Origin of the sequence: Bacillus sp. GMa5/1 (assembly GCF_050172015.1) — a bacterium.
Lineage (GTDB): Bacteria > Bacillota > Bacilli > Bacillales > Bacillaceae_G > Bacillus_A > Bacillus_A cereus.
Genome location: NZ_JBNLYC010000069.1, coordinates 1 through 23,203, shown reverse-complemented (window position 1 = coordinate 23,203; position 23,203 = coordinate 1). Strand labels below are relative to the sequence as shown.

Sequence of the window (23,203 nt, the reverse complement as noted above, 5' to 3'; positions counted from 1 at the left end):
TTTCGATGTCAACTAAGTTTTTCAATTTCTTTTTTGTCGTTTTCTGCATTTCCGCATCAGCGACGGTTATTAATATATCATGGTGAAAAATGAAATGCAACACCTTTTATAAACTTTTTTTAAAACTGCCCACATTTCTTTTTTTATATCATATACTTAAACGAAATATCTCTTTCATGTATGAGCAATTCCTACATATATTTTATATAAAGTTACTCTATCAAAAGACGTTTCTTTCTATAATAAGCGTTTTATTCATATAGCATATCATACAAGGAGGAATATATATGGACTATACCGATTTATTAATCAAACTAGGTCTCTCGGCTATTTTAGGATTTGCCATTGGTTTAGAACGCGAATTAAAACGGAAACCACTTGGTTTAAAAACGTGTTTAGTTATTTCTATTATTAGTTGCCTCCTAACGATTGTTTCTATTAAAGCAGCTTATAACTTACCACATACCGATCATATGAATATGGATCCACTTCGACTTGCCGCTCAAATTGTATCAGGAATTGGTTTTTTAGGTGCTGGCGTAATTTTAAGAAGAGGCAACGATAGCATTGCAGGGCTCACGACTGCCGCTATGATCTGGGGTGCTTCTGGTATTGGTATTGCTGTTGGGGCCGGATTCTATATTGAAGCGATATTCGGAATGTGTTTCCTTATGATTAGTGTCGAACTTATACCACTCGCGATGAAATATGTAGGCCCTAGATCATTTCGTCAACGTGATATCGCTGTGAAACTTGTTGTACGAAATATGGACAATATCCCAATCGTAATTGAAGAAATAAAAGAAATGGATATAAAAGTTAAGAATATGAAGCTTAAAACATTAGAAAACGGTTCTCACTATTTACATCTTAAACTGTCCATTGATCAAAAAAGACATACTGCTGATGTTTACTATGCTCTCCAGCATCTTGAAAGTGTCCAACAAACTGAAGTGGAAAGTATGTAACGTAAAACAAACTCTCTTTAATTAGAGAGTTTTTCTTTTTTCTATAATGGCAACAATGAATGTAGTCCTACAAAGTAAGGAGGAATAGGCAATTGAAATCCCGTCCGAATTTAGTAGATACATTTCGTGATTCCATTATTTTTCGTTTAATTTGTTTTATTATTGTACTGACTGCTTTTTCCGGTTTTCTTATACATAGATTAGAACCTTTTCATTTCACTACATGGTTTGACGGAATTTGGTGGTCAATCGTTACCATTTTTACAGTTGGATATGGCGACTTTGCTCCCCATACGACGATAGGAAAACTAATAGGTATAAGTATTATTTTATTAGGAACTGGCTTTTGTTCTTATTATATGGTGCTGTTTGCTACTGAAATGATTAATAAACAATATATGAAAATTAAAGGTGAAGAAGCCGCTACTTCTAACGGTCATATGATTATCGTTGGCTGGAATGAGCGCGCAAAACATGTTGTAAAGCAAATGCACGTATTACAACCAAACCTTGATATCGTTTTAATTGATGAAACACTTTCTTTACTCCCAAAACCATTTCATCATTTAGAATTTATAAAAGGTTGTCCGCATCACGATCAAACTTTATTAAAGGCTAATATTGCAACGGCACACACCATATTAATAACAGCTGATAAAGAAAAAAACGAAAGCTTAGCGGATACACAGTCCATTTTAAATATTTTAACTGCAAAAGGGCTCAACCCAAACATTCACTGCATCGCTGAACTTCTTACTTCTGAACAAATACAAAATGCAACGAGAGCTGGCGTGTCAGAAATTATAGAAGGAAATAAATTAACGAGCTATGTATTTACCGCTTCTCTTTTATTCCCTTCCATTTCAGGTGTACTATTTTCACTTTACGACGAAATCTCTGATAATAAATTACAACTGATGGAGCTTCCATCGTCCTGCACCGGACAAACTTTTGCCAATTGTAGCTATACTCTTTTAAAGCAAAACATTCTCTTACTAGGTATAAAGCGCGACGAACAATATATGATTAATCCAGTTCATTCCTTTGTTCTCATTGAAAGCGACATACTCATTGTTATTCACCATTAGTAAAATGACGCTCTAATTCTTGCATGAGCACTTTCCCAATATTGATATATTTTCTTTTCACATCTCCATCTGGATCTTTCGGCTCAGCAAATTGATCCATTCCACTTGTTCCAGCTGTTAAAGTATTCACATTATCATCTAGTTCGTCTTGATATACGTGCGAAAGAATATACGGCGTTCCAAGACGAACTATTACGCCTGGTACATCTAGTTCTCCATCAATGGCTGTAAATGGCACTCGTAAAAATTGATACCCATCTTCTTCATCGATTTTGTAATCGAAGCATCCTTTATCATAATCCCAATTACCACCAATGCTATATCCAAGTGGTTTCATAATCTCTTCTAACTTATATAACGCATATGTACGTCCTTCTAAATTTGATTGAATCGGAATCAAGCCCATCCCTCCTAGACTTTTCCTTTAGCATACCCACTTTAGTTTGAATATACTGATGGACTTTTCGATAAAATAATAAAAAGCGACCGGAATCCGGTCGCTTTTTATTATTTTAAACGCTCTTCTAATTCTGCTTTTAATTCTTCAAATCCTGGTTTACCAAGTAAAGCAAACATGTTTTTCTTATATGCTTCTACTCCAGGTTGGTCAAATGGATTCACGCCTAATAAGTAGCCGCTCATCGCACATGCTTTTTCGAAGAAGTATACAAGGTAACCGAATGTGTACTCATTTAATTCAGGAATATTGACGATTAAGTTTGGTACTCCCCCGTCGCTATGTGCAAGTAATGTACCTTCGTATGCTTTTGTGTTTACGAAGTCTACAGTTTCACCAGCAAGGTAGTTTAATCCGTCTAAATCGTTTTCTTCTGATTCGATTGTTAGTTCATGTGTAGATTTACCTACTTTAAGGACTGTTTCAAATAAGTCACGACGACCTTCTTGAACGTATTGACCTAATGAGTGTAAATCAGTTGAGAAGTTTGCTGAAGATGGGAAAATACCTTTTTGATCTTTTCCTTCACTTTCACCAAATAACTGTTTCCACCACTCAGCGAAGTATTGAAGTGCTGGTTCATAGTTAACAAGCATTTCAATTGTTTTTCCTTTATTGTATAAAGCGTTACGAACTACTGCATATTGGTAAGCTGGATTTTCTTCTAGTTCTGATGTTCCGAAGTCATCACGACCAGCAGCTGCACCTTTCATCATCTCTTCAATATTTAAGCCACTTACTGCGATTGGTAATAAACCAACTGGCGTTAATACAGAGAAACGACCTCCAACATCATCTGGAATAACAAATGTTTCGTAACCTTCGTTATCAGCTAATGTTTTTAATGCACCACGCGCTTTATCTGTAGTTGCATAAATACGTTTGCGAGCTTCTTCTTTTCCATACTTTTCTTCTAATAACTTACGGAAGATACGGAATGCTAGTGCTGGCTCTGTTGTTGTACCTGATTTGGAAATAACGTTAATAGAGAAGTCTTTACCTTCTAATACGTCCATTAAATCTTTCATGTAAGTGGAGCTAATGTTTTGTCCAACAAATAGCACTTGTGGAGTTTTACGTTGTTCTTTAGAAAGCGTGTTGTAGAAAGAATGGTTTAACATTTCGATTGCTGCACGTGCTCCTAAGTAAGAACCACCGATACCTACAACAAGTAAAATGTCAGAGTCATTTTTAATTTTTTCTGCGCATTTTTGAATGCGAGCAAATTCTTCTTTGTCATATTGAAGCGGAAGGTCTACCCACCCAAGGAAATCGTTCCCAGCTCCAGTTTTTTCGTGGATTGCGTGATGTGTTACTTTCACTGCATCACGTAAATAAGTGATTTCATGTTCACCGATGAAGGATAACGCTTTAGAATAGTCGAACGTTACATGTGTACTCATCTTTTTCCCTCCAATTATGGATATGTATTTCTGTATTCACTTTAGCGAAACTGAAGTTGTAAATCAAGCGATTCAAACATTGTAAACGTAACCAATATATATTTTTTAGAAAAAGTTCATTTTTTGCATAAAAATTCGCATTTTTCGGTATAGATGTATATACATCTTATTTCAAACATTTTTTATGTATAAAAACAACATAACTACCCCATTCTATAAAAGAGTTAATTAACTCATCGCTTGCTCATGCTTCACAATTAAGGGGGGGCTTTTTCATGAGTACTTTACAACGTATCGCATTAGTCTTTACTGTAATTGGCGCTGTGAACTGGGGACTAATCGGGTTTTTCCAGTTTGACTTAGTAGCAGCCATTTTCGGTGGACAAAATTCAGCTCTTGCACGTATTATTTACGGCATCGTTGGTATATCTGGGCTTATCAACCTTGGTTTACTGTTTAAACCATCTGAAAATCTTGGTACGCACCCAGAAACAAACGAAATTCGATAATCAGTATGTCCTTTCACCTCCGACATACGAATATGATTGCATGCAATCATATTTGCAAATATATATCATAAGATAAAGTAAAAGAGGAACGCTCATATGCGTTCCTCTTTTACTTTGTTAACTCGGACTCTTCAATCCATTCTGCCAACTTTTCTCGCAGCGTATTAAATCCGTTTTCAGATGGGTTCGGTATAAGAATCCTTCCTTGTTTTCTTTTCGCCGCTTTTAACGATAAACTCATTTTTCTGTGCTCTTCATCAATTGAAAGTACCTTTACTTCTACTGTATCGCCGACCTTTAAAAAGTCATGAATATCCTTTACATATCCATTTGTAATTTCAGATATATGCACAAGCCCTTGTGTTTCTGCATCTAACGCTACAAACGCACCGTAATCTTGAATTCCAGTCACTTTCCCTGTTACAACCACTCCTGTTGTATATTGTTCTGACATATGAAACACTCCCATACGTTTACCATTCTCTCTACAATTATAGAGAGCAAAGCAGATATATTTATTTTAAATATCCGATTGGTTAGTACGCATTCTAGATAACGTTATCTAGAATGCGTATACCTTATATTAGTAAATTATACCACTATGACAGAACTCATTCAAAATTCATGAAAAATTTCCCTTAAAGAAGTATAATTATCCAATATTGGGATAGACTACTAACACATGGCTTTCTAGTATTCCCCCCCTTTTATGGACAAAACGTATTACGTTTTGTCCTTTTTTTATTCTCTACAAACCGTTCCATTCTCTTCATTGCTTCCATAAGTTGTTCAAGCGATGTTGCATAAGAACAACGAATAAAACCTTCACCACTTTCGCCAAATACGCTACCAGGGACAACAGCCACTTTTTCTTCCAGCAATAACTGTTCTGCAAATTCCGCTGAAGATAATCCTGTTGAAGATATAGAAGGGAAAACATAAAATGCTCCGCCTGGCACATGACACGTTAAGCCCATTTCATTGAAAGATTTCGTCATGAAGTTACGACGCTTCTTATAACTATCTCTCATTCGAATCACTTCATCGTTCCCTGCGCGTAACGCCTCAAGTGCTGCAAACTGAGACATCGTCGGTGCACACATCATTGAATACTGATGGATTTTGAGCATTAATTCTGAAAATTGAACAGGAGCTGCAATCATACCGAGACGCCATCCTGTCATCGCAAACCCTTTTGAAAATCCCGAAATTAAAATCGTATGCTCACGCATATTTTTAATACTCGCGAAACTTGTATATACTTCGTCGTATACAAGCTCTGCATAAATTTCATCAGATAATACAATTAGATTGTACTTCTCAACAAACACTGCTATTTCTTCAAGCTCGGATTTATTTAGCATTGCACCTGTCGGGTTATTTGGTGAACAAAGCAAAATCGCCTTTGTTTTCGCTGTAATAGCTGCTTCAATTTGTTCTGGTAGTACTTTAAACTCATTTTCTAAAGTAGTCGCCACAGGAACCGGAACTCCTCCAGCTAATGTCACAAGTGGTGCATAAGAAACGAAGCTTGGTTCAATAATGAGCACTTCATCATCAGGATTTATAATGGCGCGCATCGCTACATCTAACGCCTGGCTCGCTCCAACTGTAACAATGATTTCATCACTTGGGTCATAAGATACTGCAAATTGTTTTTTTAGATACTTTGCTATTTCTTGACGGAGCTCCAATAATCCTGCATTTGCTGTATATGACGTATACCCTTGTTGCAAAGAACGAATACATGCTTGCCTTACATTCCAAGGGGTAACAAAATCTGGCTCTCCTACCCCGAGGGAAATAACACCTTTCATATTTGCTGCTAAATCAAAAAATTTTCGAATACCAGATGGTTTTAAAGATTCTGCTGATCTAGATAGTTCAAATTGCTTCATGGTGTCACCACAATTCGCTTATCATCATCGTCTTTTTCATAAATAACACCCTCATGTTTATACTTCTTCAAAATGAAATGAGTCGTTGTAGAAACGACAGATTCAATTGTTGCTAATTTCTCAGAAACAAACATCGCTACTTCCCCCATCGTTTTCCCTTCTAATGTAATAGAAAGATCATATGTCCCTGACATTAAATAAACGGATTTCACTTCTGAATAACGATAAATTTGCTCAGCAACCGCATCAAATCCAACGCCGTGCTTTGGCGTAACTTTCACATCGATCATTGCCGTTAAACCTGTATGTTCTTTCACTTTCGTCCAATCGATATGTGTTACATAATCCACAATAATCTTTTCATTTTCTAATCTCGCAACCATCTTCTTTACTTCTTCTACTTCTATATTTAACAGCTTCGCTAATGTATCTACAGATAATCGACTACTCTTTTCAAGACAAGCTAATAATTCTAATTCTTTTTCTGTCACCATATAAATCATCCTTCCTTTTCGTTTGTGTCTAAATTATACAAATACCCTTTCAAGTTTGAAAAGAAGATTTTTCTATTGAATTATGTCAAAATAAAGTGAAACTTTAATCAGCGGAAAAATGCGGGATAAAGCGAAAGGGGATGGAACCGTGAAACCAAAAGTTTATATTGCTGAACCAGTTCCAACATTTGTAGAAAACTATTTATCAGAACACTGTGATTATGAAAAATGGGATCAAAATGAGAAAGTACCTCGTGATATTCTATTAGAGAAAATACAAGATAAAGATGGGTTATTAAATTTCGGATCTGCTATTAATGAAGAATTACTGACAGTAGCTCCTAACTTAAAAGTAGTGAGCAACATTTCTGTCGGTTACGATAATTTTGATTTACAAGCGATGAAAAACCGAAATGTTATCGGAACAAATACACCATACGTATTAGATGATACAGTAGCTGATCTCGTTTTCGCCCTTATGCTATCAGCTGGGCGCCGCGTTTGCGAACTCGATTCTTACGTGAAAAATGGTGAATGGAACGCTGAAATCGGAAAAGAACACTTCGGACTAGATGTACACCATAGCACAATTGGTATTATCGGTATGGGCCGAATTGGAGAAGCCGTTGCAAAACGAGCAAAATTCGGATTTGATATGAATGTTCTTTACTATAACCGCCGTCGTAAAGAAGAAGCTGAACAAAAATTCGATGCTACATATTGTGATTTACAGACGCTACTGAATCAGTCTGACTTTATTGTTCTTCTTACTCCATTAACAGATGAAACATATCACCTTATCGGAGAAAAGGAATTTTCATTAATGAAAGACACAGCAATCTTCATTAATGCTTCTCGCGGCAAAACAGTAAATGAAAAAGCGTTAATCCATGCTTTAACAGAAAAGAAAATCTTTGCAGCAGGTATCGATACATTTACACAAGAGCCGATTCAAAAAGATAATCCACTCTTATCATTACAAAATGTTGTGACTTTACCACATATCGGATCTGCAACATTAAAAACTCGTCAGCAAATGGCCATGACCGCCGCTGAAAATTTAGTTGCAGGGTTACAAGGAAAAACACCGCCTAATATTGTTCGCGGGTAATACTGAATAAACGAAAGGCAAGATGACATCGTCATCTTGCCTTTTTTTGTTAACATATTTTCTTCTTCCTTGGAGATGATATGAACAAAAATCAATGGAGTGACAAAAAATGAATCATAAATATACTTGTCCTTATTTCACTTTTTCCACTCGCGGCACTACTGTTCATTACGAATTGTATGAACATGATAATAAAACAGAACGTCCTACTTTCATACTCGTTCACGGCTTTTTATCTTCCTCATTCAGTTACCGCCGTCTCATTCCTTTACTATCGAAGGAAGGAACAGTCATTGCTCTTGATTTGCCACCGTTCGGAAAAAGTGATAAGTCTCATCTGTTTAAGTATTCTTATCACAATTTAGCAACGATTATTATTGATTTAATTGAACATTTATCTCTCTCAAACATTGTATTAGTTGGGCATTCTATGGGTGGGCAAATTTCTCTCTATGTAAACCGTATACGTCCTGAACTCATTTCAAAGACGATTTTACTATGTAGCTCGAGCTATTTAGCGCGCGCAACCTTACCTTTACTATACTCTTCTTATTTACCGTTCTTTCATTTATACGTAAAGAACTGGATTATAAGGCGCGGCATTGTTCATAACTTAATGAATGTCGTTCATGATCACTCATTAATTGACGATGAAATGAAAAAAGGTTACTCCGCTCCTTTTTATGACGACCGTATATTTCCCGCTTTAACTCGCATGATACGAGACCGTGAAGGTGACTTATCTTCAACTGAATTACAAAAAATCGAAACACCTATCCTACTCATTTGGGGTGAAAAAGACCGCGTCGTCCCTGTACATGTAGGTCATCGTCTACACAAAGATTTACCGAATTCAAAATTTATTTCTTACGAAAATACAGGACATTTACTACCTGAAGAAAAGCCTGAACATGTTTATGAAGAAATTATCGCTTTTTCCGCGCAATAAAATGAAACTTTAATCAGCCTCCACCTAACTTCTTTGCTTCCGCTAAATTTTGAGGTGAAGGTCTTACTACCCAGCAAATAACGGGATAATATAAAAAAGGCTGTCGGAAATCCCGACAGCCTATAATGAACAGCTTCCGCCTTCTTTTATTACAAGTAATTCCACAGCTAATTTCTCACATTTTTCAAGCGCAGGTACTTCCTCAAAAGACATAAAGTATATATGTTGAATCTTCTTTGCGATATATTTTGGATCGTCAAACACACTTATGACGCTCACAACATCGCTCGCTTCTGTTTCATAAAACTCCGGTCCCATTTGAAACGGATCCCAATTCTTCACAACCTCTATCATCTTTTCATATGTACCCATTCGCTTCCCGCCTTTTCACTTTTTAATACTTTTCTTTATCCTATCACATCAGCTATTCTATAAGAAGAGAGAGAACTTTCATAACTTATTGGTTTTACAGAAGAAGGGAGCAAACTTATGCAACTATTTCATAAAGCAATCAATCGACGTGGAACGCATAGTATAAAATGGGATACATATAAAAACGAAGAACTTATCCATGCTTGGATTGCTGATATGGATTTTGAAGTACCAAAACCAATTCAAACTGCCTTAAAACAACGAATCGAACATCCGATTTTTGGCTATACACTTCCTCCCGAAAATATTGGAGATATTATTTGTAACTGGACAAAACAACAATACAACTGGGATATTCAAAAAGAATGGATTGTCTTTAGCGCCGGAATCGTTCCAGCTCTTAGTACGAGCATACAGGCTTTCACAAAAGAAAACGAATCCGTTCTCGTACAACCACCTATTTATCCTCCATTTTTCGAAATGGTCACAACAAACAACAGACAGTTATGCGTGAGTCCATTACAGAAACAAAATGATACATATGTGATAGACTTCAAGCATTTAGAAAAGCAGTTTCAGCAAGGCATCAAACTCATGCTTCTTTGTAGCCCTCATAACCCAATCGGACGCGTTTGGACGAAAAAGGAACTTGTGCAGCTCGGATCGTTATGTACTAAATATGACGTAATCGTTGTGGCGGATGAAATTCATTCCGATATCATTTATGCAGACCATACACATACACCGTTCGCTTCTTTATCTGAAGAATTAGCAGCTCGCACGATTACTTGTATGGCTCCAAGTAAAACATTTAATATCGCTGGATTACAAGCGTCGATCGTTATCATTCCAAACGAAAAACTCCGTCACGCCTTTACTGCTATCCAGTATAGACAGGGCTTCCACGGGTTAAATATCTTCGCTTATACAGCGATGCAAAGCGCCTATACAGAATGTAATGATTGGCTAAACGAAATTCGATTATATATAGAAGATAATGCTCAATTTGCTTGTGAATATATTAAAACTCACATACCTGCTCTTTCCGTAACGAAGCCAGAAGGTAGCTTTTTATTATGGATTGATTGTTCTCGTCTAAAGCTTTCTCAAAACGAGCGTACCGCACTACTTGAGGAAAAAGGAAAAATCATCGTTGAACCTGGTGAGAAATACGGGTTAGGTGGCGAAGAACATATTCGAATTAACATCGGCTGTCCACGATCTGTTTTAGAAGAAATTTTAAACAGACTGCATCATACGTTTTCATAATAAGAAAGGAGTCTGCCCCTAATCATTCTTGGGGCAGACTCCTTTGTCATATTTTGTCGGTAAGTCGATATATTTCAATAATCGCTGATATATTTCAAGTTACGGTCTATATATTCCAATAATCGCCGATATAATTTGAGTTACAGTCGATATATTCCAATAATCGCTGATATACTTTCAATTACATTTCACAAAGAAAGCTACCATTCACGGTAGCTTTTACTTTTTCTTCATATCCGATGCTTTTTTTACAATTACGCCACAAGCAATTCGATCCCCTGATTTACCTGTCGGTTGTGTCATACCATCATCAGGGTTTTCTGTAATAATAATAGACGCTCCATCTTTTCTATGAATCGTCGTTTTTCCTTCTTCGAGCGTTATATGCGGCGCATCGATTTCTGCTTTAATTTTCCCAGAACCGTCTGCAATTACGTTCGGTAAATCACCGTTTTCTGCACCCTTCGGATTGAGCAGTCCATGCTTTTTATTATCAGGGTTAAAATGATTCCCAGATGATTCAAAACGCGGTGCTTTACACTCACCAATTTCGTGCACATGTATGCCGTGCGGGCCTGGCGTGAAACCTTCCCCTTTAATCTTAATTTTCACTCCACTTGTTTGCTGAGTTACTTTCGCAGTCCCCACTTCATCACCTGAAGCATTATGTAATTTCACGTCAATTTCTTTCGGCTTTCCTTGGTCACAACCTGCCATCAGAAATAGTAAACAACAACTGAAAAAAAGCCGTTTTTTCATTTTATTCCCTCCAAAATATATTCTGCCCTTAGATTGTCCGAGCATAGAGGGAAACATACAAAAATGAGTTACTGTTTCTTTTCAGCTAACAGCTTTTCTTCAACTTTCTGTAATCGCTCTGCTTCTCGTTTTGATACACGAATGAACATACGCCACGTAGCAATCGCACCGATGATAAATAGAACACAAACAATCCCCGGAATAATATATTCTGTTTTATCTTCCGGAAAATATAAAGGCATCATACGGAACACTCCTTATTATAGGATTCGAAAAACATCAGAATTTTCTGTTATATCACTTTAAATTATAGTTGAACCGGTCCATATTCTCAAGGGTCGTTCCGAAAGCGAATGATTTCTTTGACTCCTTCCCTCACTTTCCTTACTATAAACTTGAGGTGAAAAATATGAGAGAAACATTTGAAATTGGCGAAATCGTTACTGGTATTTATAAAACAGGAAAATACATTGGTGAGGTTACAAATAGCCGCCCTGGCAGTTACGTCGTAAAAGTATTAGCTGTTTTAAAACATCCGGTGCAAGGTGACTTACATAACGTAAAACAAGCTGACGTACCATTTTTCCACGAAAGACGTGCTTTAGCTTTTCATGAGCAAACGAACATTCCAGAACAAATGGTGAAGAAATATGAAGGAGAAATTCCGGATTATACAGATTCACTAAAATTAGCATTAGAAACTCAAATGAATTCATTTTCTGAAGATGATTCACCTTTTGCAGAGCGTAGTCTAAAAACATTAGAACAGTTAAAGAAAGACTACAAACTCTAAAAAACAAAACGACCAAATTACATAATGTGCAATTTGGTCGTTACTGTGTGCTCACTTTCTTTAACACTTTTGAAAAATCAACAAGTTCTCCTAATGTTGGAGGTGCTGGTTTTACTAAATACTCTTTATCTTTTTCTACTAGTTTAAAAATGTTGTACGTCGTCATTGCATCATCAAGCGCACAATGATGCTTCCCTGTCCCTACTTTTCCATACGCCTCAATTGCTTTCCATAATCCTGTTTGATTTCTTTCTCCAAAAAACTTCTTATACTCAAGCGATAAATCACGACACTGTCCGAAGAATGGAAAAGCTATCCCTGCCATTTCACAATTATGCTTCAGCACTTTCATATCCATATTTCCCCACGTTACAATTGTCGGTTTACATTTCGTTTCGTATTCTGAAAGCTTCTTAACGAGTTCAGGAAATGAAATCCCTTTATCCACGACTTCTTGTTTTATTCCTAAAAACTTCTTACATCGATCCGTTAAAGAGGGAAATGTTTTCGGCCTAACATGTGATGAATACGTATCTTCTACCTTACAGCCAGCAACTGAAACGAGTCCTACCTCAATAATCTCTGGAAAAAATCCTTTCGGTTTCTTTCTATGCTGGGGCATCGTAAACTCAAAGTCTAAAAATAAAAATCGTTGTTCATCCATACGATCCCTTCCTTATCATTTTTGTCATTCCTTTCTATTTGACACTCCTACACGAACAAGCTCGAATGCTAATTCCATTTTAAATATTCAGATTGGATGTATCTTATATATATGTCAAATGCCCACAAATATTTTAAAAAATAAGAAAAAATGACCTATGCAGAAAATATGACAAAATCTCTCCTTTCATTTACATCCGCCATTTTCCTACTTTATAATGACGTTATGTGTGTTTCTTCTAGAGCATTTTTGACACACTAAGAAAAAGTGAATGAAAGGAGATGAGATTTTTGCACGAAACAACGCAAGAACTCGCTAACTGGCAGTATTATTTTGCTATCGCAGTCTTTTTAATTACATATGCCATTATTATTTCTGAAAAAATTAATCGCGCTGTCATCGCACTTCTTGGTGCAGCACTCATGGTAATTGTGGGGGTCGTCGATTTACATAACGCCTTTACGAAACATATTGAATGGGGAACGATTACGCTACTCATCGGTATGATGATTTTGGTGAACATTACGAGTAAATCAGGTGTTTTCCAATACGTTGCCATTAAAGCAGCAAAAGGGGCACAAGGAAATCCAATTAAAATTTTAATTTCACTTTCCTTACTTACCGCGCTTGGCTCCGCATTTTTAGATAACGTTACAACTGTACTTCTTGTTGTTCCAGTTACTTTATCTATTACGCGCATACTGCAAGTAAATCCTGTTCCTTATTTACTTTCTGAAATTATTTTTTCAAACATTGGAGGAACAGCAACATTAATTGGTGATCCACCTAACATTATGATTGGTTCTGCAAATAAGCATTTAGACTTCAATGCTTTCCTATTGAATCTAGCACCAATTGTAATTATTATTATTGCAGTTACAGCGATAATACTTTACTTCATGTATCGCAAACAATTAATTGCCGATCCTGTACAAGTTAAAAAATTAATGAGCTTAGATGAAAAACAGTACATTAAAGACCCAGTATTAATGAAAAAATCTTTAACGGTACTTGGACTTACGATTGTAGGTTTCATGACTCATTCTATTTTCCATATCGATGCCGCTATTATCGCCTTAACTGGTGCTACTGTACTTATGTTAATTGGTGTGAAAGAGCATGAAATTGAAGAAGTATTTGCAAGCGTAGAGTGGGTAACAATCTTCTTCTTCGCAGGGTTATTCGTACTTGTTGGAGGACTTATCGATATCGGTCTTATCAAAATGTTAGCTCAAAAAGTAATTGGTATAACAGGCGGAGATATTTCTTACGCATCCATCCTTATTTTATGGGTATCTGGTATCGCCTCTGCAACAATTGATAACATCCCATTCGTCGCAACAATGATTCCACTTATTAACGATATGGCAGTTGGGCTAGGCTTATCACCATCTGACGCACAAATCGATGTATTATGGTGGGCATTAGCACTAGGTGCTTGTCTGGGCGGAAACGGAACATTAATCGGAGCTTCTGCTAACGTAATCGTTGCAGGTATCGCGAGCCGCGAAGGACATAAATTTAGTTACATGGACTTCCTAAAAGTCGGTTTCCCAATTATGATCGTTTCATTAATCATTTCTCACATTTATATTTATTTACGCTACCTTATGTAGTAGAAAAAGCGCTCTGATAATCAGGGCGCTTTTTTACTTATATCTACTTATCAACAAAAATGAAAAATCTACTCTTTATATCTCACCGGTTCATTTCGAATAATAAATAAATGAATCGGTAAGAACACCGAAAATGTGATTACATGAATAATCGTAAATAATATAGAGTTCGTTCCGTATCTGTCTAAAATAGCGTAGATAAGATAAATGGACAATACAATCGATACAGCTGTTGCTAGTAAACTTATAATTGGTACGAAATTAAAAATGAAACATGCAACATATATGCCGAATACTTTCCATCCTGCTTCTTCTTTCAAAAAATCTGGTAATTTATCTTTCGCTAAGTCCCCCCACGTCTTACTATTCAAAAACGGAATAAACGCAAGCACCCCGTCCGTTGCACCATCATTTTTCGCCATCGAATAAAGTGCAAAAGCCGTTAACAAATATGAAATAATTGCCCAAATCAATATAACAAGAATAAACGCAAAACTAAGAGCAAAGAAACCTGCTAGTACGCCTTGATCCTCCATCTTATCCTCTCCTCTCTACTTTCAACATATTTCATTACATTGCAAGTTATGTTTTAAAATTTATCCAAACTCTTTGTATAATAAGAGAAGAAAGAGAATAAGAGAGGAGAAACACGTATGCATCCATTTGTAAAAGCATTACAAGAGCATTTTACAGCTCATCAAAATCTTGAAAAAGCAGAACCTATGGCTCGTTATATGAAAAATCACTTCCCATTTCTAGGTATTCAAACACCGGAAAGACGCCAATTATTAAAAGACATCATTCAAATACATACTCTCCCAGATAAAAGAGACTTCCAAATTATCGTACGTGAACTTTGGGACTTACCAGAACGTGAATTCCAAGCGGCTGCACTTGATATTATGCAAAAATATAAAAAGCATATAAACGAAACACATATCCCCTTCTTAGAAGAATTGATTGTAACAAAATCTTGGTGGGACACTGTCGATAGCATCGTACCTACATTTTTAGGTAATATCTTTTTGCAACATCCAGAATTGATTTCTGCCTATATCCCAAAATGGATTGCATCAGATAACATTTGGTTACAACGTGCCACTATTTTATTCCAACTCAAATATAAACAAAAGATGGATGAAGAACTTCTTTTCTGGATTATTGGACAACTACATTCTTCAAAAGAATTTTTCATTCAAAAAGCAATTGGCTGGGTCCTTCGTGAATATGCAAAAACATATCAGGATGTAGTTTGGGAATACGTGCAAAACAATGAGCTCGCTCCATTAAGTAAGCGTGAAGCAATTAAGCATATTAAGCAAAATTACGGAATAAATAATGAAAAAATAGGCGAGACTCTATCATAGATAGACGCGTTCCTCTATTGAGATTTAAAAAAGAACGTGTTAGAATATGTTCATTATTATTAATATAAGTAGCGATGACGGACTTATAAGTACTTGCATAAAAAGCGATTCAGGGATAGTGAAAGCCTGAAGACGCAAGGAAACGGCAGTCTCGAGCAATACATGATAAAGTGGATGCACCTTTTGTGTATCAACTAGGGTGGAACCGCGGGCAAACGCTCGTCCCTAGGCAAATAAGCCTTGGGATGAGCGTTTTTTTATGTTCCTTTTAGCATATACTGCTCGTTTCCAAAGTATCAGAGTATGTCATCGCCAATACGTTAACTTTCAAAAGGAGGATTTTCTTATGTATTCAATGGAACAAGTTGTAAACTTAGCGAAACATCGCGGTTTTGTTTTCCCTGGTTCTGAAATTTACGGTGGTCTTGCAAACACTTGGGATTACGGTCCACTTGGAATCGAATTAAAAAATAATGTTAAAAAAGCTTGGTGGAAAAAATTCATTCAAGAATCTCCACACAACGTTGGTTTAGACGCAGCTATTTTAATGAACCCTAAAACTTGGATCGCTTCTGGTCACGTTGGTAACTTCAACGATCCAATGATCGACTGTAAAAAATGTAAAGCTCGTCACCGTGCTGACAAATTAATTGAGGATGCTTTAGATGCAAAAGGCATCGAAATGGTTGTTGACGGTCTTACTTTCGACCAAATGGCTGACTTAATGAAAGAACATGAAGTAAAATGTCCTGATTGCGGTAGTGAAGAATTTACTGAAATCCGTCAGTTCAACTTAATGTTCAAAACATTCCAAGGTGTTACAGAGTCTAGCACAAACGAAATCTTCCTTCGTCCTGAAACAGCACAAGGTATTTTCGTAAACTTCAAAAACGTTCAACGCTCTATGCGTAAAAAGCTTCCATTTGGTATCGGCCAAATCGGTAAGAGTTTCCGTAACGAAATCACACCTGGTAACTTCACATTCCGTACACGTGAATTTGAACAAATGGAACTTGAATTCTTCTGTAAGCCTGGTGAAGATTTAGAGTGGTTTGCATTCTGGCGTGAAACTTGTAAAAACTGGTTACTTTCACTTGGTATGTCTGAAGAGAGCATGCGTCTTCGTGACCACGGTGAAGAAGAGTTATCTCACTACAGTAATGCAACAACTGACATTGAATTCAAATTCCCATTCGGTTGGGGCGAACTTTGGGGCGTTGCATCTCGTACAGACTTCGACTTAAAACGTCACATGGAACATTCAAACGAAGACTTTAACTATATTGATCCACAAACGAATGAGCGTTACGTGCCATACTGCATCGAGCCATCTTTAGGCGCAGACCGCGTAACATTAGCATTCTTATGTGATGCATATGAAGAAGAGCAATTAGAAAACGATTCTCGTACAGTTCTTCGTTTCCACCCTGCTTTAGCACCATACAAAGCAGCTATCTTACCATTATCTAAAAAGCTATCTGAAGGTGCTACTGAAGTATTCGCAGAATTAGCTAAAGACTTCATGGTAGACTTTGATGAAACTGGTTCTATCGGTAAACGTTACCGTCGTCAAGACGAAATCGGTACACCATTCTGTATCACATACGACTTCGACTCAGTTGAAGACAAAGCTGTTACAGTACGTGACCGTGACACAATGGAACAAGTTCGTATGCCAATTAGCGAACTAAAAGGTTTCTTAGAGAAGAAAATCCAGTTCTAATTATAAGAAAAAGAGGCTGCTCATAAGAGCGCCTCTTTTTTATTTTTCACGTTTTTCTTTAATTGCTACTGTACATCTTGATATACATAGTAAATCATCATTTTCATCAATAATGCGAACATCCCAAACCATTGTCGATTGTCCTCTATGTATTGGTGTTCCAATCGCTGTTACAATTCCATCTTTCTTTGAGCGAATGTGGTTCGCATTAATTTCTAATCCGAAACAAATACATTTTTCTTGATCAATTAAATTATATGAACCAACACTTGCCACTGTTTCTGCTAATGCAACCGATGCACCACCATGTAAAAATCCAAATGGCTGATGCGTACGCTCATCAACAGGCATCGTAGCAACCACCTTATCTTCTGTCATCTCTAACAACTCAATTCCAAGTGAATCCATTAAAGTTTTTGCCATATCGCTTCCCCCTTCTCTTACTTTAATTAAATGTATAATTTTACCTATTTATTTTCAAACTACTTATAACACTTATATAAGGAGGCTTCACCTAAATGAAACAGAAATTTTGTATATTACTGCTTATGTTCTCCTTGCTGACTATTGTACCAAATTGTGCAATAACAGCCAAAGCATCTAACCTGACAATCGATGTTAAGACTGTAACGCAAAAAGGTAAGAAACCTTATATAGAATATCAAATAAACAGGCCTTCTTTTCACAAATTTTCTGACTCTAAATTTCAAAATAAACTCAATTTATACTACAAAAAATCCACTGACAAATTTAAAACCAAATTAGAAAAAGAAGCAAAAAAATATTATAAAGAGACAGAAGGATCTAGTACACCATTTCATCCGTACGTAGCAAATGTTGATTATAAAGTCTCTTTAAACAAACCACCTTTTCTTAGCCTATATGTGAATTACTATCAATATACTGGCGGAGCACACGGTCTTTATACGTGGAAGGCAAATACATTCGATTTAAACGAAAAAAAGGTACTGCACTTAGACGATTTATTTGAACAAAAGGATAAATATAAAGATGTAATCCGTGCGGAGATTGTACGACAAATTAAACAAAATGAAAGCATTTATTTTCCTGATGCAACTGAAAAAGTAATGAGTATGAAAAAATTCCACTTCTTTTTAGAGCCAGACAATCTCGTCATTTATTTCCCTTTATATGAGATTGCTCCCTATTCAAGTGGAATTCCGCAATTTCGTATTCCATATACGTTGCTAAGAGACTATTTAAAGCCTTCTTATCAAAATATTTTGATTGACAACAAGTAAATATTTTCGCTACGATAATGTTAACCTAAAAACAACAGGAGGTTAACATTATGAGAAGATTTTATGTTTTAGATTTAGCATTAGCTGCCATGTTCGTTGCTCTTATGGCAATCGGTGCAAATATTGTATCTTGGGCACCATTCCTTCAAGTAGCAGGCATCCCATTATCTATGCAACCATTTTTCGCAATTTTAGCAGGTCTTCTTCTTGGAAGTAGACTTGGTGCCTTATCCATGACTGTATATATGCTCGTTGGCGTAGCCGGCGCACCAATCTTCGCTAACTTCAAAGCTGGATTTGGAGCACTTTTAGATCCTACTGGTGGTTTTATTATCGCATTTATTATCGTTGCTTACGTATCCGGAAAACTAGTAGAACAAAAAGAAAGACCAACATTCATTACATTTGCAATTGCCTCTTTCACAGGAATTATTTTAACTTATATAATCGGTACTACTTACATGTACGGGGCAGTCAATCTCTTTATGAGCGGTAATATGAGCTATAAAGCTGCTTGGATGATTATGATGTGGTTTGCAGTAAAAGATATTGCATTTACAATTATCGGTGCTATTATCGCACCTCGCATATATTATGCTGTGCGTCGTTCTGCTTATCAGCATTCTCATTCGACGATTTCATAATAAAAAAATGAGTTATTTCAGTATACTGAAATAACTCATTTTTTATTATGACTCTTGATTCGCTTGTTCTTCTAAAATTTTCTTCATCATCGCAACCATGTCATCACGTAATTCTGGGTGTTGCAGAGCCATTTCGATTGTCGTTTGAACGAATCCTAGCTTTTCACCTACGTCGTAGCGCTTTCCTTCGAAATCGTAGGCAAATACACGTTGGATTTCATTTAAGCTTTGGATTGCATCTGTTAACTGAATTTCACCACCAGCACCGACATGTTGCTGTTCTAAGAACATAAAGATTTCAGGCGTTAAAATGTAGCGCCCCATAATCGCTAAGTTTGAAGGAGCTGTACCTTGTGCTGGTTTCTCAACGAAATTGCGAACTTGGTAACGACGACCTTCTTGTTCTAATGGATCGATAATTCCATAGCGATGTGTTTCCGACTCTGGAACAGTTTGTACACCAATAACAGAAGAAAGTGTTTTTTCATACTCATCCATTAATTGACGTAAACACGGTTTCTCAGCTTGGACAATATCATCACCTAGTAACACTGCAAATGGCTCATCACCAATGAATTTACGTGCACACCAAACAGCATGTCCTAGTCCCTTCGGCTCTTTTTGACGGATGTAATGAATATCTACCATTTTTGAAGAAGCTTGTACTTTTTCAAGCAACTCATATTTTTTCTTCTCTAATAAGTTTTGTTCTAGTTCAAATGCGTTATCAAAATGATCTTCGATAGAGCGCTTTGTTTTACCAGTAACAATAATAATATCTTCGATTCCCGATTTCACTGCTTCTTCTACAATGTATTGAATCGTTGGTTTATCTACTATCGGTAACATTTCTTTCGGCATTGCTTTCGTTGCTGGTAAAAAACGTGTTCCTAATCCAGCTGCTGGGATTATCGCTTTTCTTACTTTTTTCATCACAAAATACCCTCTCTCCTGTCGGAATCAATAGCAAGCATTTCCTACATAAAACAAAAGGGAGATTTCGCTCCCTTTTGTTCCTTACTACTTAAAATTACTTTGTATTATAAACGATTCATAATGTCTTCTTTAATAGTAAGTAACTTTTGTTCACTATTTTGTAAAGAACTATCTTTCACACCAAAGTAAAACTTAATCTTCGGCTCAGTTCCAGATGGGCGTAGGCAGAACCATGAACCATCCTCTAATTGATATTTTAACACATTTGATTTCGGTAAGTGAATCTCTTCTTTATGTCCATCTTGTAAAGATGTAACGATGCTTGCTTTATAGTCTTCCACTGCTACGACTGTTAAGCCCGCTACTTCTTTCGGCGGATTCTCACGGAACGTTGCCATCATCTCTTGGATTTTTTCCGCTCCATCTTTTCCTTTTAACGTTAACGATACAAGGTCTTCACGGAAGAAGCCGTATTTCTCAAATACTTCTAATAGACCGTCATATAACGTTTTCCCTTGTGATTTGTAGTATGCAGCTACTTCACATGCAAATAGGACAGATTGTACTGCATCTTTATCACGGCAGAATGGGCGGATTAAATAACCATAGCTTTCCTCATAACCGAATTGGAATTCATATTGTCCGCTTTCTTCATACTGTCTAATTTTCTCACCGATAAATTTAAATCCAGTTAACGTATCAACTGTATCTAAACCGTATGCTTTTGCAATTGTACGACCAATTTCAGACGTTACGATTGTTTTTAATACGACACCGTTCTCCGGAAGCGTTCCGTTTTCTTTCTTTTGAGATAGTAAGTAATCAAGCATTAATGCACCTGTTTGGTTTCCTGTTAATACTTGGAATTCACCATTATGATTACGCACTGCTACACCAAGGCGGTCTGCGTCAGGATCAGTTGCGATTAATACATCTGCGCCTACCTTTTCACCGTCACGAATTGCATACTCAAACGCTGCGTGCTCTTCTGGGTTCGGTGATTTTACTGTAGAGAAGTTTGGATCTGGTAACTCTTGCTCTTTTACAACTGTTACATCTGTAAATCCAACTTCTTTTAAACCACGGCGTACAGAAATATTTGATGTTCCGTGTAATGGTGTAAAGACGATTTTTAAGTCTTTACCAACCTTTTGTACCATTTCTTTATTAATGATGACATTGTTCAATTCTGCAGCATATGCATCATCTACTTCTTGTCCAATAATATGTAATAAACCGTCAGCTTTTAATTGCTCTACATCAGCGACTTCAACTGTTAATTCATCTTCTACTGCATTTACGTAGCTAATTAACTCATCTGCCTCTTTTGGAGGTAACTGTCCACCATCTTCACCGTATACTTTGTATCCGTTATATTCAGGCGGATTATGGCTTGCCGTAAGAACGATTCCACTTACTGTATGTAAATGACGAACTGCGAAAGAAAGTACTGGCGTTGGACGTAAGCTTTCAAACACATATGTTGTGATACCACGTGCACCAAGTGTAGCAGCGACTTCCATTGCAAACTCAGGTGATTTATGACGAGAATCATAGGCTACAACAACACCGCGTTTTTTCGCTTCCTCACCTAACTTTTCGATAAAGCTTGCTAATCCTTTTGTTGCTTTACGAACTGTATATACATTTAAACGGTTCGTACCAGCACCAAGTTCACCACGCATACCACCTGTGCCAAACTCTAGATTTTTATAAAAGCTATCCTCGATTTTCTTCTCATCTTGCTTCATATTTTCTAGCTGTTCTTTTAATTCTGCATCTAATTGTGCGTAAGAAAGCCAGCGACTAAATTCTTGTTTCCAATTCATTCTTCTCTCTCCTCTCGCTCGTCATACCTTTATTATATGAAAAAAACATGCTGTATCTCAATATTTTATAAAATCTAACAGGATTTTACTAGGAATATTTGTATACACTATTGTTAAATACTCCACTAAAGGGAATGAGGATTATGCACGAATGGGGCTTGTCAGAAGAGCTCAAAATACAAACAAAGCAAATGATTGAAATTGCTGAAAAAGAACTATCGATTATGAGGAACGCAATCGATAAAGAAGACGAATGTATTTTATGCAAAATGGAAGATATTCATCATATGTTAGCAAATGTACAAACATTGGCAGCTACATACTATATTCAGGCATATTTATCACCTTATACGGAAAGTTCATCTTTTATTACGACAGCTATCCAACATTTAAGCGCCAGAAAACATGGTGCTCTTATCGTCGTGGAACGAAACGAGACGCTTGAAGCTCTCATTCAAACTGGAACGACATTAAACGCTCATTTAACTGCGCCATTACTCGAATCAATATTTTATCCAGGTAACCCTCTTCATGACGGTGCCGTTCTCGTAAAAAATAATCATATTGTCTCAGCTGCTAATATTCTTCCTTTAACGAAAAGTACAGAAGTTGATCCTGAGCTAGGAACACGTCACAGAGCTGCAATTGGCTTATCTGAAAAGAGTGATGCACTTATATTAGTTGTCTCTGAAGAAACGGGCCGTACTTCTTTTGCTTTAAACGGGATTTTGTATACGATTTCTTTATAAACACTTTTTTGAAAAGCGCGGTAGTAAATGAAGTTATATCGAATTACCAACAAATACACCTACAATATTAATAAAAAAGCTGTCTCCAAAATTTGAGACAGCTTTTTCTTCAAAAAATTATTCTTCTACAAAATGCTCGAAAAGTATATGAATTACCTACACTATTGCTCGAGCTGACCATAAAATATGTGCTCACAGCGATGTCTAAGTACAATAATTATCTCTTCATGACTTGCTACTCTTTTTGTACTCAAAACATGTTTAGCTCTCTTTCATAATAACTATATGTTTTCTAAAATGCTTCCCTTCCAGCTATTATTTTTTATCTATTTTCAAGAAATAG

At 36.5% G+C, this 23,203-nt stretch carries 26 protein-coding genes; 13 read left to right on the top strand and 13 right to left on the bottom strand.

The window, feature by feature from the left end; translation table 11 throughout:
* Positions 1–287: 287 nt before the first annotated feature.
* On the top strand, positions 288–968 hold the full coding sequence (locus tag ACQGSG_RS16900) for an MgtC/SapB family protein (RefSeq protein ID WP_000386676.1): 681 nt from the start codon (positions 288–290) through the stop codon (positions 966–968).
* Positions 969–1,060: 92 nt separating this feature from the next.
* On the top strand, positions 1,061–2,056 hold the full coding sequence (locus ACQGSG_RS16895) for a potassium channel family protein (RefSeq protein ID WP_000842320.1): 996 nt from the start codon (positions 1,061–1,063) through the stop codon (positions 2,054–2,056).
* Here the strand turns inward: ACQGSG_RS16895 and ACQGSG_RS16890 are convergent.
* Together ACQGSG_RS16890 and ACQGSG_RS16885 are read right to left on the bottom strand one after the other, a co-directional pair.
* Positions 2,043–2,456, bottom strand: a complete 414-nt coding sequence (locus ACQGSG_RS16890; RefSeq protein ID WP_000612334.1) for a YugN-like family protein — start codon at positions 2,454–2,456, stop codon at positions 2,043–2,045. The genes ACQGSG_RS16895 and ACQGSG_RS16890 overlap by 14 nt on opposite strands.
* Positions 2,457–2,563: 107 nt before the next feature.
* Positions 2,564–3,916 (bottom strand): glucose-6-phosphate isomerase, encoded by a 1,353-nt coding sequence (locus ACQGSG_RS16885; protein WP_000103658.1) that lies wholly within the window; start codon positions 3,914–3,916, stop codon positions 2,564–2,566.
* Between the two features lie 275 nt (positions 3,917–4,191).
* On the opposite strand from ACQGSG_RS16885, the gene ACQGSG_RS16880 reads away from it, so the two are divergent.
* The gene (locus ACQGSG_RS16880; protein ID WP_000105788.1) at positions 4,192–4,425 is read left to right on the top strand and encodes a DUF378 domain-containing protein; all 234 of its coding nucleotides are present in this window, start codon (positions 4,192–4,194) and stop codon (positions 4,423–4,425) included.
* Between the two features lie 109 nt (positions 4,426–4,534).
* Here the strand turns inward: ACQGSG_RS16880 and yugI are convergent, their stop codons facing one another.
* The 3 genes from yugI to ACQGSG_RS16865 all read right to left on the bottom strand — a co-directional run bounded on the left by yugI (position 4,535) and on the right by ACQGSG_RS16865 (position 6,817).
* On the bottom strand, positions 4,535–4,879 hold the full coding sequence (gene yugI, locus ACQGSG_RS16875; protein WP_000003764.1) for a S1 domain-containing post-transcriptional regulator GSP13: 345 nt from the start codon (positions 4,877–4,879) through the stop codon (positions 4,535–4,537).
* A gap of 253 nt (positions 4,880–5,132) precedes the next feature.
* The gene (locus ACQGSG_RS16870) at positions 5,133–6,323 is read right to left on the bottom strand and encodes an aminotransferase (protein ID WP_325842584.1); all 1,191 of its coding nucleotides are present in this window, start codon (positions 6,321–6,323) and stop codon (positions 5,133–5,135) included.
* On the bottom strand, positions 6,320–6,817 hold the full coding sequence (locus ACQGSG_RS16865; RefSeq protein ID WP_000255696.1) for an Lrp/AsnC family transcriptional regulator: 498 nt from the start codon (positions 6,815–6,817) through the stop codon (positions 6,320–6,322). The genes ACQGSG_RS16870 and ACQGSG_RS16865 overlap by 4 nt, the downstream gene beginning before the upstream one ends.
* A gap of 118 nt (positions 6,818–6,935) precedes the next feature.
* Here ACQGSG_RS16865 and ACQGSG_RS16860 point away from each other — a divergent pair, with 118 nt between their 5' ends.
* Positions 6,936–7,928 carry a 2-hydroxyacid dehydrogenase gene (locus ACQGSG_RS16860; RefSeq protein ID WP_426947700.1) on the top strand — a complete coding sequence of 331 codons (993 nt, stop codon included), beginning with the start codon at positions 6,936–6,938 and terminating at the stop codon, positions 7,926–7,928.
* Positions 7,929–8,037: 109 nt separating this feature from the next.
* On the top strand, positions 8,038–8,877 hold the full coding sequence (locus ACQGSG_RS16855; RefSeq protein ID WP_001015858.1) for an alpha/beta fold hydrolase: 840 nt from the start codon (positions 8,038–8,040) through the stop codon (positions 8,875–8,877).
* Positions 8,878–8,997: 120 nt separating this feature from the next.
* Here ACQGSG_RS16855 and ACQGSG_RS16850 read toward each other — a convergent pair whose 3' ends face one another.
* A complete protein-coding gene (locus ACQGSG_RS16850; protein WP_000537645.1) occupies positions 8,998–9,249 on the bottom strand; it encodes a YugE family protein in 252 nt (83 codons plus the stop codon).
* Positions 9,250–9,366: 117 nt separating this feature from the next.
* Here ACQGSG_RS16850 and ACQGSG_RS16845 point away from each other — a divergent pair, with 117 nt between their 5' ends.
* Positions 9,367–10,518, top strand: a complete 1,152-nt coding sequence (locus ACQGSG_RS16845) for a MalY/PatB family protein (protein ID WP_098605713.1) — start codon at positions 9,367–9,369, stop codon at positions 10,516–10,518.
* A gap of 219 nt (positions 10,519–10,737) precedes the next feature.
* On the opposite strand, the gene sodC is transcribed toward ACQGSG_RS16845, so the two are convergent.
* On the bottom strand, positions 10,738–11,277 hold the full coding sequence (sodC, locus tag ACQGSG_RS16840; RefSeq protein WP_098595781.1) for a superoxide dismutase [Cu-Zn]: 540 nt from the start codon (positions 11,275–11,277) through the stop codon (positions 10,738–10,740).
* 68 nt (positions 11,278–11,345) lie between these two features.
* Positions 11,346–11,522: a hypothetical protein gene (locus ACQGSG_RS16835; RefSeq protein ID WP_000982757.1), complete on the bottom strand. Its 177-nt coding sequence runs from the start codon at positions 11,520–11,522 to the stop codon at positions 11,346–11,348.
* 164 nt (positions 11,523–11,686) lie between these two features.
* Here ACQGSG_RS16835 and ACQGSG_RS16830 point away from each other — a divergent pair, with 164 nt between their 5' ends.
* Positions 11,687–12,070 carry a kinase-associated lipoprotein B gene (locus tag ACQGSG_RS16830; protein ID WP_325842583.1) on the top strand — a complete coding sequence of 128 codons (384 nt, stop codon included), beginning with the start codon at positions 11,687–11,689 and terminating at the stop codon, positions 12,068–12,070.
* A 40-nt stretch (positions 12,071–12,110) separates the two neighbouring features.
* On the opposite strand, the gene kapD is transcribed toward ACQGSG_RS16830, so the two are convergent.
* Positions 12,111–12,734 carry a 3'-5' exonuclease KapD gene (gene kapD / locus ACQGSG_RS16825; RefSeq protein WP_000344358.1) on the bottom strand — a complete coding sequence of 208 codons (624 nt, stop codon included), beginning with the start codon at positions 12,732–12,734 and terminating at the stop codon, positions 12,111–12,113.
* A gap of 290 nt (positions 12,735–13,024) precedes the next feature.
* On the opposite strand from kapD, the gene ACQGSG_RS16820 reads away from it, so the two are divergent.
* The gene (locus ACQGSG_RS16820; RefSeq protein WP_000545231.1) at positions 13,025–14,350 is read left to right on the top strand and encodes an ArsB/NhaD family transporter; all 1,326 of its coding nucleotides are present in this window, start codon (positions 13,025–13,027) and stop codon (positions 14,348–14,350) included.
* Positions 14,351–14,418: 68 nt separating this feature from the next.
* On the opposite strand, the gene ACQGSG_RS16815 is transcribed toward ACQGSG_RS16820, so the two are convergent.
* Positions 14,419–14,886, bottom strand: a complete 468-nt coding sequence (locus ACQGSG_RS16815; RefSeq protein ID WP_000390061.1) for a hypothetical protein — start codon at positions 14,884–14,886, stop codon at positions 14,419–14,421.
* 117 nt (positions 14,887–15,003) lie between these two features.
* Between ACQGSG_RS16815 and ACQGSG_RS16810 the strand changes: the two genes are divergently transcribed.
* Entirely contained in the window at positions 15,004–15,717 is a 714-nt protein-coding gene (locus ACQGSG_RS16810; RefSeq protein WP_098605715.1) for a DNA alkylation repair protein, read from the top strand.
* A gap of 346 nt (positions 15,718–16,063) precedes the next feature.
* Entirely contained in the window at positions 16,064–17,440 is a 1,377-nt protein-coding gene (locus ACQGSG_RS16805) for a glycine--tRNA ligase (protein ID WP_000287147.1), read from the top strand.
* Between the two features lie 39 nt (positions 17,441–17,479).
* On the opposite strand, the gene ACQGSG_RS16800 is transcribed toward ACQGSG_RS16805, so the two are convergent.
* Positions 17,480–17,863 (bottom strand): hotdog fold thioesterase, encoded by a 384-nt coding sequence (locus ACQGSG_RS16800; protein WP_001140612.1) that lies wholly within the window; start codon positions 17,861–17,863, stop codon positions 17,480–17,482.
* A gap of 95 nt (positions 17,864–17,958) precedes the next feature.
* Between ACQGSG_RS16800 and ACQGSG_RS16795 the strand changes: the two genes are divergently transcribed.
* Complete coding sequence (locus tag ACQGSG_RS16795) at positions 17,959–18,702, top strand: DUF3298 and DUF4163 domain-containing protein (RefSeq protein ID WP_000810322.1); 744 nt, start codon at positions 17,959–17,961, stop codon at positions 18,700–18,702.
* 50 nt (positions 18,703–18,752) lie between these two features.
* Positions 18,753–19,346, top strand: a complete 594-nt coding sequence (locus ACQGSG_RS16790; protein WP_325842582.1) for a biotin transporter BioY — start codon at positions 18,753–18,755, stop codon at positions 19,344–19,346.
* Positions 19,347–19,391: 45 nt separating this feature from the next.
* Here ACQGSG_RS16790 and galU read toward each other — a convergent pair whose 3' ends face one another.
* Complete coding sequence (gene galU, locus ACQGSG_RS16785) at positions 19,392–20,279, bottom strand: UTP--glucose-1-phosphate uridylyltransferase GalU (protein WP_002097988.1); 888 nt, start codon at positions 20,277–20,279, stop codon at positions 19,392–19,394.
* A 107-nt stretch (positions 20,280–20,386) separates the two neighbouring features.
* Positions 20,387–22,111 carry a phospho-sugar mutase gene (locus ACQGSG_RS16780; protein ID WP_001104221.1) on the bottom strand — a complete coding sequence of 575 codons (1,725 nt, stop codon included), beginning with the start codon at positions 22,109–22,111 and terminating at the stop codon, positions 20,387–20,389.
* Between the two features lie 143 nt (positions 22,112–22,254).
* Between ACQGSG_RS16780 and cdaS the strand changes: the two genes are divergently transcribed.
* On the top strand, positions 22,255–22,860 hold the full coding sequence (gene cdaS, locus ACQGSG_RS16775) for a sporulation-specific diadenylate cyclase CdaS (protein ID WP_000545252.1): 606 nt from the start codon (positions 22,255–22,257) through the stop codon (positions 22,858–22,860).
* The last annotated feature ends 343 nt before the right edge of the window (positions 22,861–23,203 follow it).

Coding starts and splice junctions, on each gene's coding strand:
- ACQGSG_RS16900 (WP_000386676.1), top strand. CDS start 288: ATGGACTATACCGATTTATTAATCAAACTAGGTCTCTCGGCTATTTTA.
- ACQGSG_RS16885 (WP_000103658.1), bottom strand. CDS start 3,916: ATGAGTACACATGTAACGTTCGACTATTCTAAAGCGTTATCCTTCATC.
- ACQGSG_RS16880 (WP_000105788.1), top strand. CDS start 4,192: ATGAGTACTTTACAACGTATCGCATTAGTCTTTACTGTAATTGGCGCT.
- yugI (WP_000003764.1), bottom strand. CDS start 4,879: ATGTCAGAACAATATACAACAGGAGTGGTTGTAACAGGGAAAGTGACT.
- ACQGSG_RS16870 (WP_325842584.1), bottom strand. CDS start 6,323: ATGAAGCAATTTGAACTATCTAGATCAGCAGAATCTTTAAAACCATCT.
- ACQGSG_RS16865 (WP_000255696.1), bottom strand. CDS start 6,817: ATGGTGACAGAAAAAGAATTAGAATTATTAGCTTGTCTTGAAAAGAGT.
- ACQGSG_RS16860 (WP_426947700.1), top strand. CDS start 6,936: ATGCGGGATAAAGCGAAAGGGGATGGAACCGTGAAACCAAAAGTTTAT.
- ACQGSG_RS16855 (WP_001015858.1), top strand. CDS start 8,038: ATGAATCATAAATATACTTGTCCTTATTTCACTTTTTCCACTCGCGGC.
- ACQGSG_RS16850 (WP_000537645.1), bottom strand. CDS start 9,249: ATGGGTACATATGAAAAGATGATAGAGGTTGTGAAGAATTGGGATCCG.
- ACQGSG_RS16845 (WP_098605713.1), top strand. CDS start 9,367: ATGCAACTATTTCATAAAGCAATCAATCGACGTGGAACGCATAGTATA.
- sodC (WP_098595781.1), bottom strand. CDS start 11,277: ATGAAAAAACGGCTTTTTTTCAGTTGTTGTTTACTATTTCTGATGGCA.
- ACQGSG_RS16835 (WP_000982757.1), bottom strand. CDS start 11,522: ATGATGCCTTTATATTTTCCGGAAGATAAAACAGAATATATTATTCCG.
- ACQGSG_RS16830 (WP_325842583.1), top strand. CDS start 11,687: ATGAGAGAAACATTTGAAATTGGCGAAATCGTTACTGGTATTTATAAA.
- kapD (WP_000344358.1), bottom strand. CDS start 12,734: ATGGATGAACAACGATTTTTATTTTTAGACTTTGAGTTTACGATGCCC.
- ACQGSG_RS16815 (WP_000390061.1), bottom strand. CDS start 14,886: ATGGAGGATCAAGGCGTACTAGCAGGTTTCTTTGCTCTTAGTTTTGCG.
- ACQGSG_RS16810 (WP_098605715.1), top strand. CDS start 15,004: ATGCATCCATTTGTAAAAGCATTACAAGAGCATTTTACAGCTCATCAA.
- ACQGSG_RS16805 (WP_000287147.1), top strand. CDS start 16,064: ATGTATTCAATGGAACAAGTTGTAAACTTAGCGAAACATCGCGGTTTT.
- ACQGSG_RS16800 (WP_001140612.1), bottom strand. CDS start 17,863: ATGGCAAAAACTTTAATGGATTCACTTGGAATTGAGTTGTTAGAGATG.
- ACQGSG_RS16795 (WP_000810322.1), top strand. CDS start 17,959: ATGAAACAGAAATTTTGTATATTACTGCTTATGTTCTCCTTGCTGACT.
- ACQGSG_RS16790 (WP_325842582.1), top strand. CDS start 18,753: ATGAGAAGATTTTATGTTTTAGATTTAGCATTAGCTGCCATGTTCGTT.
- galU (WP_002097988.1), bottom strand. CDS start 20,279: ATGAAAAAAGTAAGAAAAGCGATAATCCCAGCAGCTGGATTAGGAACA.
- ACQGSG_RS16780 (WP_001104221.1), bottom strand. CDS start 22,111: ATGAATTGGAAACAAGAATTTAGTCGCTGGCTTTCTTACGCACAATTA.
- cdaS (WP_000545252.1), top strand. CDS start 22,255: ATGCACGAATGGGGCTTGTCAGAAGAGCTCAAAATACAAACAAAGCAA.